Here is a 15,089-nt window from a genome sequence, read left to right on the forward strand (position 1 = left end):
TCAAACCTCCTCGTCGAGGGTGGTGCCCGGCTCCTGCGTCACCTCGGATACCTGCACCGGTTTCAGTGCGGCGAAGGCCGCAGACAGATCGTTGACCACGGTGATCCGGGCCATGGCCGACTGGGACACGAACTTCCGATCGTAGAGTTTGTCCAGCCAGTCGAACAGACCTCGATAGAAACCATCGGGATCGAGGACAACCACGGGCTTATCGTGTTGGCCCAGGTAACCGCCGGTCCAGGTTTCGAAGAACTCCTCCAGCGTGCCGATGCCACCGGGCAAGGTGAGGAAGGCGTCGGCGCGGTCCTCCATGACCTGTTTGCGTTGGCGCATGGTGTCGGTGACGATCAGCTCGTCGGCGTCGACATCGGCTACTTCCTTGTGCACCAAGTGTTTCGGGATCACCCCGATGGTGTGCGCACCGCCGGCACGGGCACCGGTGGCGACCGCGCCCATCATCGAGACGTGACCACCGCCGGACACCAATCGCCAACCGCGCCTTGCGATCTCGGTGCCGACCCGGGCGGCGAGGGCGAGCATCGCCGGATCGGCGGTGCTGGCCGAGCAGTAGACGCAGACCGCGTATCCGCCTTGGCTCACCACTGATCCTCCGTCTCGAGCGCATCGGTGTCGGTGGCACCGTCCGCGGTGGCCAGAATGATCTGCACGACCTCCTCGACGCTATCGGTCACATGCAGCAGGCCGAGGTCGCCGGGTGAGATCTTGCCGGAGCCGCCGAGCGAATCGCGTAGCCAGTCGACGAGTCCGGCCCAGTATTTGCTGCCGAACAGGATGATCGGGAAGCGGGTGATCTTGTGGGTCTGCACCAGGGTGAGCGCCTCGAACAGCTCGTCCAGGGTGCCGAATCCGCCCGGCAGACAGATGAATGCCTGGGAGTACTTCACGAACATGGTCTTGCGCGCGAAGAAGTAGCGGAAGTTGATGCCGAGGTCGACCCATTCGTTGAGGCTCTGCTCGAACGGCAACTCGATGCCGAGTCCGATCGAATACCCGCCCGCCTCCGACGTGCCCCGGTTCGCGGCCTCCATCACGCCGGGGCCGCCGCCGGTGATCACCGCGAATCCGGCCTGTGCCAGCGCACCGCCGATGGCCATGGCGGCGTGATATTCCGGATGCCCCGGTGGCGTGCGGGCCGAACCGAAGACGGTGACCGCGCGCGGCAATTCGGCGAGCGCGCCGAAGCCCTCGACGAATTCGGCCTGGATGCGCAATACCCGCCACGGATCGGTATGCACCCAATCGCTGGGTCCATGCCGGTCCAAGAGGTTCTGGTCGGCGGTGCCGCCCGGTTTGCGATCGCGGCGGAACATGATCGGCCCGCGGAATTTGGGTGTCGACTTCGGCGTGCTTGCGATCTCGTTATCGGCGGCTCCGGTGGACATAGCGCCCACGCTACCGGGCTCCCCCGCCTCCCCGAACCTTCAGGCGCCGGACTCAGTCGCGGCAACTATGACGTTGGCGCGCGGCGGTAGAAGCTGCGGGCAAGTCAGCCCGTCCCCGACGAGTTACCGGTGTGCTCTCTAAACGCACCGCCGCTGGTCATGGTGCAGACAGTACCGGGTGTTCTGAGGCCAATTGCTATCTAGTCATCAAGAATTCGGCCGACGTGTGTGTAGGGCGGTGCTGAATGACGCGGTGTGTTTGGTTCGCCCGGTCGGGCCGGGCCAGCGAGGAGGGCGGGGTTGCAGGGGGAAGACGGGGTTGGGTCCGGCGTGCGGTGCGGTCTGTCGCGGTCGGTCGTCGGTGAGGTGTGCGGGGTTCCATTCGTCGGCGGGACATAGTTGAGGGGTGGCACCGCTTGTCGGTGCCACCCCTCAATGCAATTCGGTACGGCTGCCTAGCCGGAGCGGCGGCGTGCGACCTCGTTCAGTGCGGGGCCGAGCTTGCCACCGATCAGTGCGGTGAATTGCCCAGGCTAGGCAGTACCACCCCCACCCGTTTCTGGAGAGCCTTCGGGGACGTCCCCGCCACCGCCGGGTCCTTGCTCGCCCGGTCCTTCCTCACCGGGTCCTTCCTCGCCGGGTCCTTGCTCGCCCGGTCCTTGTTCACCTGGTCCACCCGGTCCACCCGGTCCACCCGGAATACCGCCACCGGGAATCGGAATGGGGATGGGAATAGGGATCGGGATGGGGATGGGGAGAACTCCGACACCGCCACCGCCACCGACACCGCCACCGCCACCGGGGATGACGGGAATAACTCCGCCACCGCCACCGGGCGGGAAGGGGATGGTTGTCGCCGGCGTTGTCGGCGGCGTTGTCGGCGGCGTTGTCGGCGGCGCTGTCGTCGTCGTCGGCGGCACTGTCGTTGTCGTTGTCGTTGTCGGCGGCGCTGTAGTCGTGGACGTCGGTGGGATAGTGCAGTTGGGTCGGGTGATCCTGTTGTTGTCCAGGCTGACCTGGCCGTTTCGTGCCAACAGCCGTCCCTCCACGATGGTTCCGGTCTGCGCCGAGATCGAGGTCAACGCCATGATGGTTCCGACGAAGGTAGTGTTGGTGCCCAATGTCGCGGAACTACCCACCTGCCAGAAGACGTTGCACGGTGAGGCCCCGTTGATGAGGGCGACCGTGCTGTTCGATGCCGTGATCAACGTAGATCCCGCTTGGAAGATCCAGACCGAGTTGGGATCATTTTGCCCATCGAGGGTGACTGTCCCGGTTAGGCCCATGGGGCCCGCCGTGTTATACACCCCCGCGACCAGTGTTTGGCCGCCGAGATCAGGGGGAGCGGCGGTGGCAGGACCGCGACCCGCAGCATCGTTATATGCCGTAGTCAGATCTGTTTGTGCTTGCAACGCCACCGCGTCGGCAGCGTGGATGGTTCCCGTTCCGGGGGTAATAAGTCCCGGCGGAAACCCGGTAACCGCACTCCCTGGACTGACCCCCACATCACCGGAGATGATCGTGGGTCCCGTGTTGGTGACCGTCTGACCCGCCAATACCGCAAAGGATGTGGCCGTCCCCAACCCGACAGGGGGCTGGGCCGCTGACGCTATCCCATTGAATATCAGCAGGACTGTGGCGGCCACAACCGTCACCGCAGCGATGATCAATCGTCCGACCGGACGCGCCCGGGGCGAGTTGGACGGCAATGTCACTGGTTTCCCTTCGCCGTTGCACGGCACACGTGTGAATGTCACTGTCTGTCTTCGATGCAACTGGACAGCGTGGATGGGTCGACCCGCCGCGATTTGCTCACCGCTGTTCTAGAAGCTTCCAAACCGGCCCGACCACGCCAATAAGTCGAAGCCAGAAATTAACCCATCCAGGGTCGCGCGACTTACGAAGTACCTTTCGATGCCGATGTAGCGGGGCGTGGGCGATGCTCGCGTCAGTGTGCTTGCTACTGAATCGGTGTCACGGTCGAGTCTCGCCACGGGAGTATCAGCGGTTCGCAAAACAATGCGCGATCCCTCTTCTGGCGGGCGACCACGCAAGCACCCTCGAGGCCCGTCTTCGGGGGAACACCAATCACCAAACAGGAAGAGGTTAAACAAACATGGGTCTCCTCAGCGGTCTGCTGCCGATCGTGGGCAACCTTCTCACCGGTGTCGTCAGCGTTCTGGTCCACTCGCTGCTCTGACACGAATGCCCGGTTTGCGGCCCGACCCCCGACATCTCAAAAGAGTCGGTCGGGGGTCGGGCCGCAAACAATTCGCTACGCCGAACCGATACAGAGATGATCAACCGAGAGGCTGTTCGAATGATCCTCCAGCCCGTAATCAACCTCGTCACAGGACTTCTCGCCGTCGCTGGAGACACACTCCATTTTCTGACCGGCGGCCTGCTCTAGGGGCAATGACAATCCAGCGGAATGAACGTGAAGTACGGCACGTCCAAGTAGAAGCCCGAGTCTGTGAGAGGTCGGATCGTAGTGTCGAGGAAGATAGCTCGAGCACTCGCCGTAACCGGCGTGTGTGCAGTCGCCGCAGCGACCGGCGCCGTCGTCGCCGAACCCGCTACCGCTGCTCCGGAATTCGATCCGACCGACTGCCCGGCCCTGTACACCCTCGGTGTTCAGGGCACAGGGCAGTCCTCTCTCAGCGCATCGCCCACCGTCGACACCGGCATGCTGTCGGGCGTTTTCACACCAATGCTGGCCAGCATCTCGAAGCCCGGAGCGGCCGACCGCGCATACGTGCCCTATCCCGCGGCGTTCGGCGGGATCGTGCCCGGCGCTGCCTCGTCGTCGTACGCGCGATCCGTCTCCGCCGGACTCGACGAGCTGCGGAGCATGGCCCGCGGAATCAGCAATAGATGCGAGAACACCCGCCTGGCTTTGCTGGGCTATTCACAAGGGGCGCACGTTGTTTCGTTGTTCCTGCGGGAGGTAGGGCTCGGATACGGTGTGGTGGAACCGGACAAGATAGCCGGCGCCGCACTCTTCGGTGACCCGACCCGTGACCCGGGGGCACCGGTGTTCCCCGGCGCGCCGGGACAGCGCACACCCGCCCCCGCGCCCGGTACCGACCGAACAGCATTGGCGGGGTTGCCGCCAGTCGCACAGACGATGCCCGCTGGCGGTGGCATCGGACCGCAACAAGACATTGCCGCAGACTTCGGCGCTCTCTCCGGACGCGTGGCCTCGGTGTGCATTGCAGAAGACCTCGCCTGCGACGCACCCACCGGCGCACCGATACTGCACGCGTTGACGAACATCATCGGCCAGGCACTGCTATCCCCGCTCGACCCATTCACCGCACTGTCCTCGATCCTTCAAGCTGTTGTCGCGACAACCGTGAAGACCGCCGCCGCCGTGGCAAGCAATGACTTGGACGGCAACACGGTCGAAACACTGACGCTGACGTCGGAAAGAACGCTCAGTCAGCGCCTTTCGGAAGCCTCGGACCCGCGGGTGCCGGTTTATGGTCCCGACGCGCAGGCAGCGTTGCTCAAAGTGGGTACAGTCGCGCTCAATATTTTGCTCGCCGTAGTAGGCGTGACACTCGAACCGAGCGAAGTCGCCGAAATTCTCAGCGTCGGCGAGAATCAACCTTTGGACGGCATTGCCCTCCTTACGGAAAAAGTTACCGGCCCGCGATTCCCTTCGGCGCCGATCGAACCCACCGGGAACCTGGTGACACAAGCGTTCGACGCGGTCGCCTTTGCCGTCGCAGACAACGCCGCGCTGCTCGAACCCGCAACGTGGGCGAGATATCAGGATGTTGTCGCACGCCACGGCGCCTATGCATGGGAATCCGTCACCGAAACCGGCCAGACGCCCACCCAATTCGTCGCGGACTGGTTTTCAGCGCTGGCACGCAGTCTCTCCACTCGGACAGGCTCCGTCACCAATGCCAAGGCTTCCGCTGCACCGAGTGTTCCCAGTCAACCTATGGATCCACATCAGGCCGTAGCACCAGGCGATGCAGCTCCACCGGCGATACAGGCCGCCGAATCAGCTACGGCCAAATCCACGCTTCTACATCGCGCACCACGGAAAGACATGTCAGCATCCGTTACCGCTGACCCCGATATCGCAATGTGGTATTGCCTGTGGATGCTCCTGATGTTCCCGGTTTCGTGGCGCTTGCTTCGATATCGGCTCGCCGCCGGCGATGACGCGGGTGTCCGATCCGACTTTCTTGCCGGGTCCACGAACTCAGCCTCGAACAGCGCCAGCTGGTATCGGAGCGCGCCGCCGATAGCCACAGCAGTCGGAGCCATGTCGGTTATCGCGGTGTCGGTGCGCGAGCTCCTGTAGGGGATACCGACAAATCACCATTTTGCAGTGGCTGATGGTCGGCCACGGCGCAGAGTGGCCCACCATCAGAAGATCAACATCGTCTCCCGCTCCCGCGACAGCCTGGCGCGCAGTATTCGCGGTCAAGCCGCCCTCGTCGACCAAGGTCGATGCTGGGGGCCGGGTCTGTCATGGTGGGCCAGCGGGCGGCGGAGTGATGCCAACGAGCGCGGTGTAGACCACCACATTGGACTGATAGCTTCTTATGGTGTGGTCGAATTCGCCGCCACACGTCACCAGTTGCAGCGCGCTGTATCCCTGCGAGTCGTAGACCTCATGGCTTGGGAACTCCGACTTGAGATAAGTGGCTACCCTCTGGACGAGGAAGTGAGCAACCGATCGGTCCGCTCTTGTCACGTGGACCTCGTCCCCGGGCCGCAGTGACGATAGTCGGTAGAAGACCGCGGGTCCGGTGTAGGAGTCTACGTGTCCCAGGATGACCGCGGAGCCCATGTCCCCCGGCGGGGGGCCGTATCGGTACCAGCCCGCTATCTGAAAGTCCGTCGGAAGTTCTACCGTGCGATCAGGATTGAGGCCGAGCTCGGAGAGTGGTCCATCCACGGCAATAGCTGGGATGTGTAGTTCCACAGGGAGCGATTCTGGGAGCGCGGCCGGGGCCACGGTACCGAATGTGGTCACGGCGGCATGGGGGGCCGGGACCAGATTCCCACCTGGGCACAATCGAGCGATCGGACTCATTGCCGCAAGAAGTAGCAGAATGCTGGCCGCTATTCGCAGGTGCCTCGACGACGTCGGCGAACTGCGTCCTGGACTGCGCGGAGTGTGGGCTCGCGCTTCGGTCATTCCGGTTCCAGCCGGGGTGTGGTGGGCCCCTGACGTCGGCGAGTGGTCTGCTCGAGCAGGAGGCCGAGTCCAGGTACCGCCAGCCCACCCAAGGTCATCAACCGGGTCCGGGTCATCGGCGCTGCCGTCTTCGCCGGTACCTGGAGCACCCTTTGGTGGAACTCCAGGGCCGGGCGTCACAGGCGGTGCTGTCTCGGGCGTATCGCGGTCGCCCTGACCACGTTCACCACCGGATCCACCTGGACCGCTGAGGCCTTGCGGTGGGAGTTCCCGAATCGGTGGGCTGGGACCGCGGGGCAACCCTGGAATGACCGATACAGCACGAAATGACGAGCTCATACGAACTCCTCGACAGATAGAATTTATCCCTGAGCCTCACTTGCAATTGTGAATGCGACCGGATCACTTCTATCGCCTCGGCAACCAGCGAAGTGCTTATGGCACTCGACACGTGTTAGTGCGATATTACGCTTCAAGGCCGCAGGGTCTAATTAAACTTTGGGTTCGGGTAGTAGTGCCGAGACTAAATGTGATGCCTCTATTAGACTGCCGTAGTAGCCATGGGTGGGAATCGGGAGAAATTGGCGGGGCCCTCTCTGCCAGAATCGCATTAGTCCAGGTGACCGGTTGGTTCCAGGAGGTGAGTACGGTCGATATCATCGGGTAGTCCCTCGAGTTCGACCGGAGACAGACTCGCTGGTGTGCTCGTTGCGATATCGCCTTCGTCTACCCCGATGAAGGCGGCGATGTCGCACGCAATCTTCTTGTTTACCGATCTGCAACAACGCCTGGCTCGTCCCACAGAATCCAGATGAATTCACCTCGATCAACGACCCCGACAACCCACACAGCGCCGCAGGCATCCACCCCGAGTTGCTGTTCACCGGAATGTGGAATCTGCCGATGTTTACAGCACACGACAGATCGAACTGTGGCACGACCCCAAAGGTCGCTTCCTGACCTGCGATGCCCCGGTGCGGGTCCCGTTCCGCCGCGGCGTCACAACGCGACCGTCCTGAGAGGAGACACGCCCCTCATGCCGGAGCCAGACGTGAGAAAGCTGACCGTGCGTGCCCCGCACCCCGGCCGGAATCAGCGGGACAGTTCGGCAGCGTTGGTGACTCGTTCGGTCAGGTAGTTGCGCAGTGTCGCGGCGACCGAGGTGATCTGGGCGACCGGGACGTGTTCGTCGCGCTTGTGGGCGAGATTGGGGTCGCCGGGACCGAAGTTCACCGCCGGGATGCCGCGGGCGGCGAAGCGCGCGACATCGGTCCAGCCGTATTTGGCGCGCACACTGTCGGCGCCGACCACGCTGATCAGATCCTTGGCGGCGGGTGCGGACAGGCCCGGCAGTGCGCCCGCGGCGGCGTCGGTGAGCTCGAAATCGAGGTCGAGTCCGGCGAATACCTCGCGCACATGCTCGGTGGCTTGGGCGACGGTACGGTCGGGCGCGAAGCGGAAGTTCACGTCGACCTCGGCCTCGTCCGGAATCACATTGCCCGCAACGCCACCGCCGATACGGACCGCGGACAGGCCCTCGCGATAGACGCAGCCGTCGATATCGACCTCGCGGGCCTTATAGTCGGCGAGCCGCTGCAGCACCGGGGCCAAGTGGTGAATCGCATTGTCGCCCTTCCACGACCGCGCCGAATGTGCCCGCACGCCCTTGGTCGCGAGCCGGGCGCGCAGGGTGCCCTGGCACCCCGCCTCGATGACACCGCCGGACGGTTCGCCGAGGATGGCCAGATCGCCGACGAGCCAATCCGGGAGGTCGCGTTCGATGTGGTTGAGACCGTTGTACTTCGCGGAGATCTCCTCGCAGTCGTAGAAGATCAGCGTCAGATCGTGCACCGGTTCCGCGACGGTCGCGGCCAGATGCAGGAAGACCGCGTCACCGGATTTCATATCAACGGTGCCGCAGCCGTAGAGCTGGCGCTCCCCCGCCTCGTCCACGAACGTGCTCGGCACATTGTCGGCGATGGGCACGGTATCCAAATGACCGGCGAGAATGACCCGAGTCGGCCGCCCCAGATCCGTGCGCGCGAGCACCACATTCCCGTGCCGCAGCACCTCGAATCCGCTGGTCTGCTCACGCAGCGCCCGCTCGACCAGGTCGGCAATGACCGTCTCGTCGCGCGAGACGCTGGGGATGTCGACGAGAGCTGCGGTCAGTGCGATGGGGTCGGCGCGCAAGTCGATGGTCACGCGCCCCAGCCTACGGTTCTCCGGTCGCACCCGACGCCATCGCGGCGCCGATACGGTCTCCACTATGCACCCGACTCATCGACGCAATCGGTTACCGCGCCGCAATCGGCGACGGCGACTCGATACACCGGCGGTTTCCGTCGCCGGGGCCGACATCGTCATAGTCGGCTTCTTCTCCGCTAGGGAACCGGACTACGTGACGCGCATGGACGACGCCGCGAACGTGGTCGCCACCCTCGGCGGTCAGGTCGTCGCGATGTTCACCCAGCGTCGTGGCGTCTCGGCCGGCGGTGTCGGCGTGATGGCGCGGCCGCTTTCACCCCGCACGCTGTTCAGCACCGGAAAAGTCGGCGAGATCGCCGCGGCCTGTGCGGAACTCGCCGCGGACGCCGTGGTAGTCATCAACGAGCTCACTCCGCACCAACGTTCGGTGCTGACCAAAGCCTTCGGGCGGTCCACGATCAGCCTTGCGGAATTGTGATAAGTCGAGGTGGCAGGTAGCGGTCGACGTGGCTCACCACGAGTGCGGATGGGTGGGTAACCTCTGTTGACGTGAGCATTCAGGGAGCAGCAGCAGTCGGTATCGCCAATGTGACCGCGGACGGGACCGTATTGGATACGTGGTACCCGCATCCGGAGTTGGGCGCGTTCGGTGACACCGGTACGAAGCGCCTGGACGAGGCGCCCGCGGAATACGCGGCGCTGCTCGGATTCGACGAGGCGCGCGGGGTCGATGTGATCGCGGTGCGGACGACGATCGCCGATCTGTCGGCGGCGCCCGTGGACGCGCACGATGTGTACCTGCGGCTGCATCTGCTCTCGCATCGGCTGGTCAAGCCGCACGAGGTGAGCCTGGACGGACAATTCGGACTGCTCAGCAATGTGGTGTGGACCAACCACGGTCCGGCAGCGGTGGAGGGTTTCGAGGCGACACGCGCCAAGCTGCGTGTCCGCGGGCCGGTCACCGTGTACAGCATCGACAAGTTCCCGCGGATGGTCGACTACGTCGTGCCGTCGGGGGTGCGCATCGGTGACGCCGACCGGGTCCGCCTCGGCGCGCATCTGGCCTCCGGCACCACCGTCATGCACGAGGGCTTCGTGAACTTCAACGCGGGCACCCTCGGCGCCTCCATGGTCGAGGGCCGCATCTCCGCGGGCGTCGTGGTCGGCGACGGCTCCGATATCGGCGGCGGCGCCTCCACCATGGGCACCCTGTCCGGCGGCGGTACCACCATCATCTCCATCGGCGAGCGCTCCCTACTCGGCGCCAACTCCGGCCTCGGCATCCCGTTCGGCGACGACTGCGTCCTCGAGGCCGGTCTCTACCTCACCGCGGGCACCAAGGTCACCACCCCCGACGGCACCGTGGTCAAGGCCGCCGAGCTCAGCGGTCAGAACAACCTGTTGTTCCGCCGCAACTCCACCACCGGCGCCGTCGAGGTCGTGCACCGCAAGGGCACCGGCATCGAACTCAACGCGGACCTGCACGCCAACGACTAGGCTCGTGCGGCCCCGGATCTTCCGGGGCTGTCACGGTGGCGTCATCGCCGACGGCGCAGTCGACATCAGCGATGACGCCGCACGACCGGCCAGACCAAATCGCGACAACTGTGACGTTGGCGGCGGTAAGTTAGCTCTTCCGGCGACTCACCCACATGCGCACGAAATCAGTTGTCGTGTTGCTCCAGGTCTGCGACAGGCCCTACCCGTGGGTGACGCCAGCCGCGAGGCCGAAGGCGATCACCCGGGTCGGGTGGATACGGATCATCTCTCGTGAGACGCCCGAGATATAGGGCTCCACATCCGTCAATTGTTCTGCGGTGCCGCGGATTTCGAGGCAGCGGACGCGCCAGGGCTGGATCGAGGCGACGTCGTCGACGACGAAGGCGATGCGGTTGTTGGTGGCGATATTGCGGAATTTCCAGGACTTGCCCATATTCCAGCCCGCGATATCGATGGTGCCGAGTTCGGCGTTGTAGCGGAAGCCGACCGGGCTGTTCTGGGGTGAGCCGTCGGGGCGGACGGTCGCCAGTCGGCCCAGGCGCTGGGTGGCCAGGTAGTCGATCTGTTCGGGTGTCAGTGCTGCGCTCATACCGGGGACCGTAGAACCTGAACCGAAGTAGAGGTCAAGTCAGCCGAGCAGCTTCTTCTGCACCTTCCCCATCGCATTGCGCGGCAAGGAGTCCACCACGCGGACCTCGCGCGGGCGCTTGTGCACCGAAAGCTGTTCGGCCACATGCTCGATGAGCGCCTTCTCGATGGAATCCGGTGCGGCACCGCGCAATACGACATACGCGACAATCCGTTGTCCCAGATCGGCGTCGGGAAGTCCCACTACCGCAACCTCGGCCACATCCGGATGTCCGAGCAATACGGTCTCGACTTCGCCCGCGCCGATCCGGTAGCCACCGGACTTGATGAGATCGACCGATTCCCGGCCGACAATGCGATGGAAACCACCGGCATCGATGGCCGCGACATCGCCGGTCTTGAACCAGCCGTCCTCGGTCCAGCATTCGGCGGTCGCCTCGGCCCGGTTGCGGTAGCCGTCGAACAGCATCGGCCCGCGAACCTGCAGGCCACCGATGCTCTCACCGTCATGCGGGACATCCGCACCGGCCTCGTCCCGCAGCCGAGTCTCGACACCTGCGACGGGCGTGCCGACCCATCCGGGACGACGTTCCCCATCGAAGCGAGTGGACAGCGTGATCATCGTTTCGCTCATTCCGTACCGCTCGATGGGCGCGTGCCCGGTGAGTTCGCGCAGCCGCTCGAACACCGGCACCGGCAGCGGGGCACTACCCGAGACCAGCAGCCGCGCATCGGCCAATTTCTTTGCCGCATCGGGATTTTCGACAACTCGCGACCACACCGTTGGCACTCCGAAGTACAGCGTGCCACGCGCGTCCGCATATGCCTGCGGCGTCGGTCTACCGGTGTGGATCAGCGGACTGCCCACCCGCAGCGGTCCGAGTACGCCGAGGATCAATCCGTGTACGTGAAACAGCGGAAGACCGTGCACCAGAACGTCATTCGGTGTCCATGACCATGCGTCCGCGAGCGCGTCGAGCCCGGCAGCAATGGCACCGCGATTCAGCACGACCCCCTTGGGCAGACCGGTGGTCCCCGAGGTGTACAGCACGAATGCCGGTGTGGCAGCGTCGGGTTCGGGGTAGCTATGCCACGAGCGCGCGTGCACACGCACCGGAACCACCGGGAGATCCGTCCCCTCCGGCGCCTCACCCAACCACGCCTGCGCACCGGAGTCGCTGAGGATATGCGCCAACTCCGCGGTCCCCGAATCCGGCGGCACCGGCACCACCGTCACGCCGGCGATGAGGCAGCCGACCACCGCGAGCACCGTCGTTACGGTCGGCCGCGCCAGCACCGCGACCCGATCGGCGCGCGCGATGCGCTCGGCCACCGAGGTTGCCGCACCGAGCAAATCACTGCGCGACAGGGTCACCCCGTCGATGGTGACGGCATCCGGAATATCCGCTCCCCCGGCGACAGCGAGCGGGTTGAGCGAACGAAGCAGCAGCGGCGGCGGACCGAATGACATTCGCTCACGCTACTTCGGCAGCACACCGCACCACCACGCTCCCCCTCGAGGACAACGTGGCGCTTGACACACCCATGAGACGGTGAAAACGTCTAAGCAATTCCTTCTCAACCATGAGACCGGTGTCCCTGATGACCAGCCCGTTTCGCAAACCCGCGCCTACACCCGCCGAGGACAGCTTCGATATCGAGCGGCACCTCGACGGTGTCGCCGCATTCTTGGGTGGAACGGCGAACGTGATCATGCAGCTCAGCACGCTGCCGGTCGGCTACGGCGTGTTGGAGAGCACCGTCGACAGCGGCAAGGTCATGCTGCATCCGATCAAACGGCTGCGCACCACCCTCACCTATCTGTCGGTCGCAATGCTCGGCACCGATGATGAACGCGACGCCTACCGCGATGCCGTGAATCTGTCGCATCGCTCGGTCAAATCGACCGCGGCGAGTCCGGTGCAGTACAACGCCTTCGATCCCGCACTGCAACTCTGGGTCGCCGCCTGTCTCTATTGGGGTGCCCGCGATCTCTACGAGCGCATGCACGGCCCGATGAACGACCCCGACGCGGAAGCCTTCTACCGCTACGGCGCTCGACTCGGCACCACACTACAAATGCATCCGAAAATGTGGCCCGCCAATCGCGTCGCCTTCGACGAGTACTGGACCGAACACCTAGCGAAGACCACCATCGATCCCCCGATCCGCGACTACTTCAACGATCTGATCGATCTGAAAATGCTCCCGCGCCCCGCCCGCTTACCATTCGCCCGCTTCCACCGCTTCGTGGTCACCGGCCTGCTGCCCGAGCATCTGCGCGACCAGATGAGCATGACCTGGACCACGGACGACGATCGGAAACTCGCCAGAATCCTGCACACCACCGGCTCGATCACCGCCCGAATGCCGAAGCAGGCCAGGCTGTTTCCGATCAATGCCTACCTGTGGGACATGCGCATCCGCAGGCGGTTCGGCCTGCGGATGGTGTGACTCAGGGGACGGCAGTCGACAGGGGTCGGTCAGCTACAGGCGGAACGAAACGACCACATGGTCGCGCGCGAATTTGCGGATCGCGGCGTCGTCGTCGAGTGGCAGGACCGTCTGCGGCGTCAGCGCCAAGGACAGCGCCGTCCGTGCGATCATCTCGGCGACCGGCTCCGGATCGTATCCGGGCAACTTGCCCTCCCCCTGCAACCGGGTAATGAATTCGGCCAGATAGTCGCGGCCGAGTTCGAGCACCGGCGCGCCCTTGACAGTGAGATACGGCAGCACGATCTCCGGCTCGGTCTTCAACAATCGGTCGAGCAGCTTATTGCCGCGCAGTCCGTTCAGGAACGCAACGAACAGCTCCACGATCTGTTCCTCGGCACCGGCGTCGCGATCGACCTGCCGCTGCTGCGCCACATCCACCTGCTCGACGAACTGCCGCGCCTGCCGCATACCGACGGCCTGGATCAGATCGGATTTGCTCGCGAAGCGCCGATAGAGCGTGGCTAGCGAGAGCCCGCACCGTCGCGCGACCTCCACCATGCTGGTTCGTTTGATTCCGAAGTCCAGGAACGCCAGCAGAGCCGCATCCAGCACCCGCGTCTGGTTGCGATCCTCTGGTCCGGTGCTGCGCACCAGCGCCAGGAGTCTGGTCAGCGTCGCCATAACACCCACCCTTTTTCCGCTCCGATGACACGATGACACCGCTAGCATCGCATGCCATCAGCCCACACTGCCCACGAACGCCCCGAAAGCGTGATTGACACCGCCGCGAGGCAATGAGAGGGTTTATATACTATCTTCTCACCATCCGCTCCTGTCGCGGACGGCCACAGAAAGGCGAGGTCAACGATGACCGAACCACTCCGCAGTGCCGATTACCTGCCGATTCCCGACCGCGTCGGCCCCATCACTCCAGAAACCGTCGAGGAGTACGTCGAGGGAGTCGCGGCTTTCCTGGGCGGCGCGGCGAATGTGATCATGCAGCTGAGCCTGCGCCCCGTCGGCCGCGGCGTGCTGGAGAGCACCGTCGACAGCGGCAAGGTCACACTGCACCCGATCAAACGGCTGCGCACCACCCTGAGCTATCTCGCGGTCGCACTGATGGGCTCCGATGCCGAGCGCGCGCTATATCGGGAAGCAGTCAACGCATCGCATCGACCGGTCCGCTCGACCTCGGCGAGCCCGGTGAAATACAACGCCTTCGATCCCACACTGCAACTCTGGGTGGCCGCCTGCCTCTACTGGGGCATCGACGACCTCTACACCCGCATGCACGGCCCGATGAATCCCGATGTGGCAGAGGACTTTTACCACTATTGCGCTCGGCTCGGCACCACCTTGCAGATGCGACCGGAGATGTGGCCCGCCAATCGTGCCGAGTTCCAACGGTATTGGGATGAGAACCTGCCAAAGCGCGGTATCGAACCCGCCCTGCGCGACTACTTCGACGACCTCATCGATCTGAAGATGATGCCGCGCCCCGTGCAATTCGTTTTCGCTCGGCTCCAGCGCTTCGTCGTAACCGGCCTGCTGCCACAGCATCTGCGCAATGAGATGCGGATGACCTGGTCCCAGCGCGATCAGCGCCGCTTCGATCGGCTGCTGCGAAGGATTTCGGCGGTGCAAACCCGGCTGCCGAAGCCGGTGCGAATGTTCCCGTTGAACACCTATATGTTCGACGTTCGCCGACGCATCCGACTGGGTAAACCGCTCGTATAAGGGGACCGTTTGACACGCTATCGAGGTAATGAGAAGGTAAGTACCAATTCTTC

The 15,089-nt window shown here is 64.2% G+C and carries 13 protein-coding genes and 1 pseudogene; 6 read left to right on the top strand and 8 right to left on the bottom strand.

Annotated features, from left to right (window positions below; genetic code table 11):
* The 3 genes from AB0J47_RS12650 to AB0J47_RS12660 form a co-directional block, all read right to left on the bottom strand.
* On the bottom strand, positions 1 to 603 hold the full coding sequence (locus AB0J47_RS12650) for a TIGR00730 family Rossman fold protein (RefSeq protein WP_364344410.1): 603 nt from the start codon (positions 601 to 603) through the stop codon (positions 1 to 3).
* On the bottom strand, positions 597 to 1,403 hold the full coding sequence (locus AB0J47_RS12655) for a TIGR00730 family Rossman fold protein (protein WP_364344413.1): 807 nt from the start codon (positions 1,401 to 1,403) through the stop codon (positions 597 to 599). Before AB0J47_RS12655 ends, AB0J47_RS12650 begins: the two co-directional genes overlap by 7 nt.
* Positions 1,404 to 1,936: 533 nt before the next feature.
* Positions 1,937 to 3,118, bottom strand: coding sequence for an ice-binding family protein (locus AB0J47_RS12660; protein WP_364344416.1), 1,182 nt, complete (start codon positions 3,116 to 3,118; stop codon positions 1,937 to 1,939).
* 995 nt (positions 3,119 to 4,113) lie between these two features.
* Between AB0J47_RS12660 and AB0J47_RS12665 the strand changes: the two are divergent.
* Both AB0J47_RS12665 and AB0J47_RS12670 read left to right on the top strand, forming a co-directional pair.
* A pseudogene (locus AB0J47_RS12665) lies at positions 4,114 to 4,635 on the top strand (cutinase family protein); the annotation flags it as partial.
* 33 nt (positions 4,636 to 4,668) lie between these two features.
* A complete protein-coding gene (locus tag AB0J47_RS12670) occupies positions 4,669 to 5,724 on the top strand; it encodes a hypothetical protein (protein ID WP_364344636.1) in 1,056 nt (351 codons plus the stop codon).
* A gap of 168 nt (positions 5,725 to 5,892) precedes the next feature.
* On the opposite strand, the gene AB0J47_RS12675 is transcribed toward AB0J47_RS12670, so the two are convergent.
* Positions 5,893 to 6,906 carry a class F sortase gene (locus AB0J47_RS12675; protein WP_364344419.1) on the bottom strand — a complete coding sequence of 338 codons (1,014 nt, stop codon included), beginning with the start codon at positions 6,904 to 6,906 and terminating at the stop codon, positions 5,893 to 5,895.
* A gap of 753 nt (positions 6,907 to 7,659) precedes the next feature.
* On the bottom strand, positions 7,660 to 8,772 hold the full coding sequence (dapE, locus tag AB0J47_RS12680) for a succinyl-diaminopimelate desuccinylase (protein WP_364344422.1): 1,113 nt from the start codon (positions 8,770 to 8,772) through the stop codon (positions 7,660 to 7,662).
* A 64-nt stretch (positions 8,773 to 8,836) separates the two neighbouring features.
* Here dapE and AB0J47_RS12685 point away from each other — a divergent pair, with 64 nt between their 5' ends.
* Both AB0J47_RS12685 and dapD read left to right on the top strand, forming a co-directional pair.
* Positions 8,837 to 9,253, top strand: a complete 417-nt coding sequence (locus AB0J47_RS12685) for a hypothetical protein (protein WP_364344425.1) — start codon at positions 8,837 to 8,839, stop codon at positions 9,251 to 9,253.
* A 71-nt stretch (positions 9,254 to 9,324) separates the two neighbouring features.
* Positions 9,325 to 10,272, top strand: coding sequence for a 2,3,4,5-tetrahydropyridine-2,6-dicarboxylate N-succinyltransferase (dapD, locus tag AB0J47_RS12690; protein ID WP_364344428.1), 948 nt, complete (start codon positions 9,325 to 9,327; stop codon positions 10,270 to 10,272).
* Between the two features lie 202 nt (positions 10,273 to 10,474).
* Here dapD and AB0J47_RS12695 read toward each other — a convergent pair whose 3' ends face one another.
* Together AB0J47_RS12695 and AB0J47_RS12700 are read right to left on the bottom strand one after the other, a co-directional pair.
* A complete protein-coding gene (locus tag AB0J47_RS12695; protein WP_364344431.1) occupies positions 10,475 to 10,864 on the bottom strand; it encodes a PPOX class F420-dependent oxidoreductase in 390 nt (129 codons plus the stop codon).
* 39 nt (positions 10,865 to 10,903) lie between these two features.
* Entirely contained in the window at positions 10,904 to 12,334 is a 1,431-nt protein-coding gene (locus AB0J47_RS12700; RefSeq protein ID WP_364344434.1) for an acyl-CoA synthetase, read from the bottom strand.
* Between the two features lie 131 nt (positions 12,335 to 12,465).
* Here AB0J47_RS12700 and AB0J47_RS12705 point away from each other — a divergent pair, with 131 nt between their 5' ends.
* Positions 12,466 to 13,317 (top strand): oxygenase MpaB family protein, encoded by an 852-nt coding sequence (locus AB0J47_RS12705; protein ID WP_364344437.1) that lies wholly within the window; start codon positions 12,466 to 12,468, stop codon positions 13,315 to 13,317.
* 33 nt (positions 13,318 to 13,350) lie between these two features.
* Here AB0J47_RS12705 and AB0J47_RS12710 read toward each other — a convergent pair whose 3' ends face one another.
* The gene (locus tag AB0J47_RS12710; RefSeq protein WP_364344440.1) at positions 13,351 to 13,980 is read right to left on the bottom strand and encodes a TetR/AcrR family transcriptional regulator; all 630 of its coding nucleotides are present in this window, start codon (positions 13,978 to 13,980) and stop codon (positions 13,351 to 13,353) included.
* A 186-nt stretch (positions 13,981 to 14,166) separates the two neighbouring features.
* On the opposite strand from AB0J47_RS12710, the gene AB0J47_RS12715 reads away from it, so the two are divergent.
* Entirely contained in the window at positions 14,167 to 15,036 is an 870-nt protein-coding gene (locus AB0J47_RS12715) for an oxygenase MpaB family protein (RefSeq protein WP_364344443.1), read from the top strand.
* Positions 15,037 to 15,089 lie beyond the last annotated feature (53 nt).

This window comes from Nocardia sp. NPDC049737 (assembly GCF_040674755.1).
Taxonomy (GTDB): Bacteria; Actinomycetota; Actinomycetes; order Mycobacteriales; family Mycobacteriaceae; genus Nocardia.

Coding starts and splice junctions, on each gene's coding strand:
- AB0J47_RS12655 (WP_364344413.1), bottom strand. CDS start 1,403: ATGTCCACCGGAGCCGCCGATAACGAGATCGCAAGCACGCCGAAGTCG.
- AB0J47_RS12675 (WP_364344419.1), bottom strand. CDS start 6,906: ATGAGCTCGTCATTTCGTGCTGTATCGGTCATTCCAGGGTTGCCCCGC.
- AB0J47_RS12685 (WP_364344425.1), top strand. CDS start 8,837: ATGCACCCGACTCATCGACGCAATCGGTTACCGCGCCGCAATCGGCGA.
- AB0J47_RS12695 (WP_364344431.1), bottom strand. CDS start 10,864: ATGAGCGCAGCACTGACACCCGAACAGATCGACTACCTGGCCACCCAG.
- AB0J47_RS12700 (WP_364344434.1), bottom strand. CDS start 12,334: ATGTCATTCGGTCCGCCGCCGCTGCTGCTTCGTTCGCTCAACCCGCTC.
- AB0J47_RS12705 (WP_364344437.1), top strand. CDS start 12,466: ATGACCAGCCCGTTTCGCAAACCCGCGCCTACACCCGCCGAGGACAGC.
- AB0J47_RS12710 (WP_364344440.1), bottom strand. CDS start 13,980: ATGGCGACGCTGACCAGACTCCTGGCGCTGGTGCGCAGCACCGGACCA.
- AB0J47_RS12715 (WP_364344443.1), top strand. CDS start 14,167: ATGACCGAACCACTCCGCAGTGCCGATTACCTGCCGATTCCCGACCGC.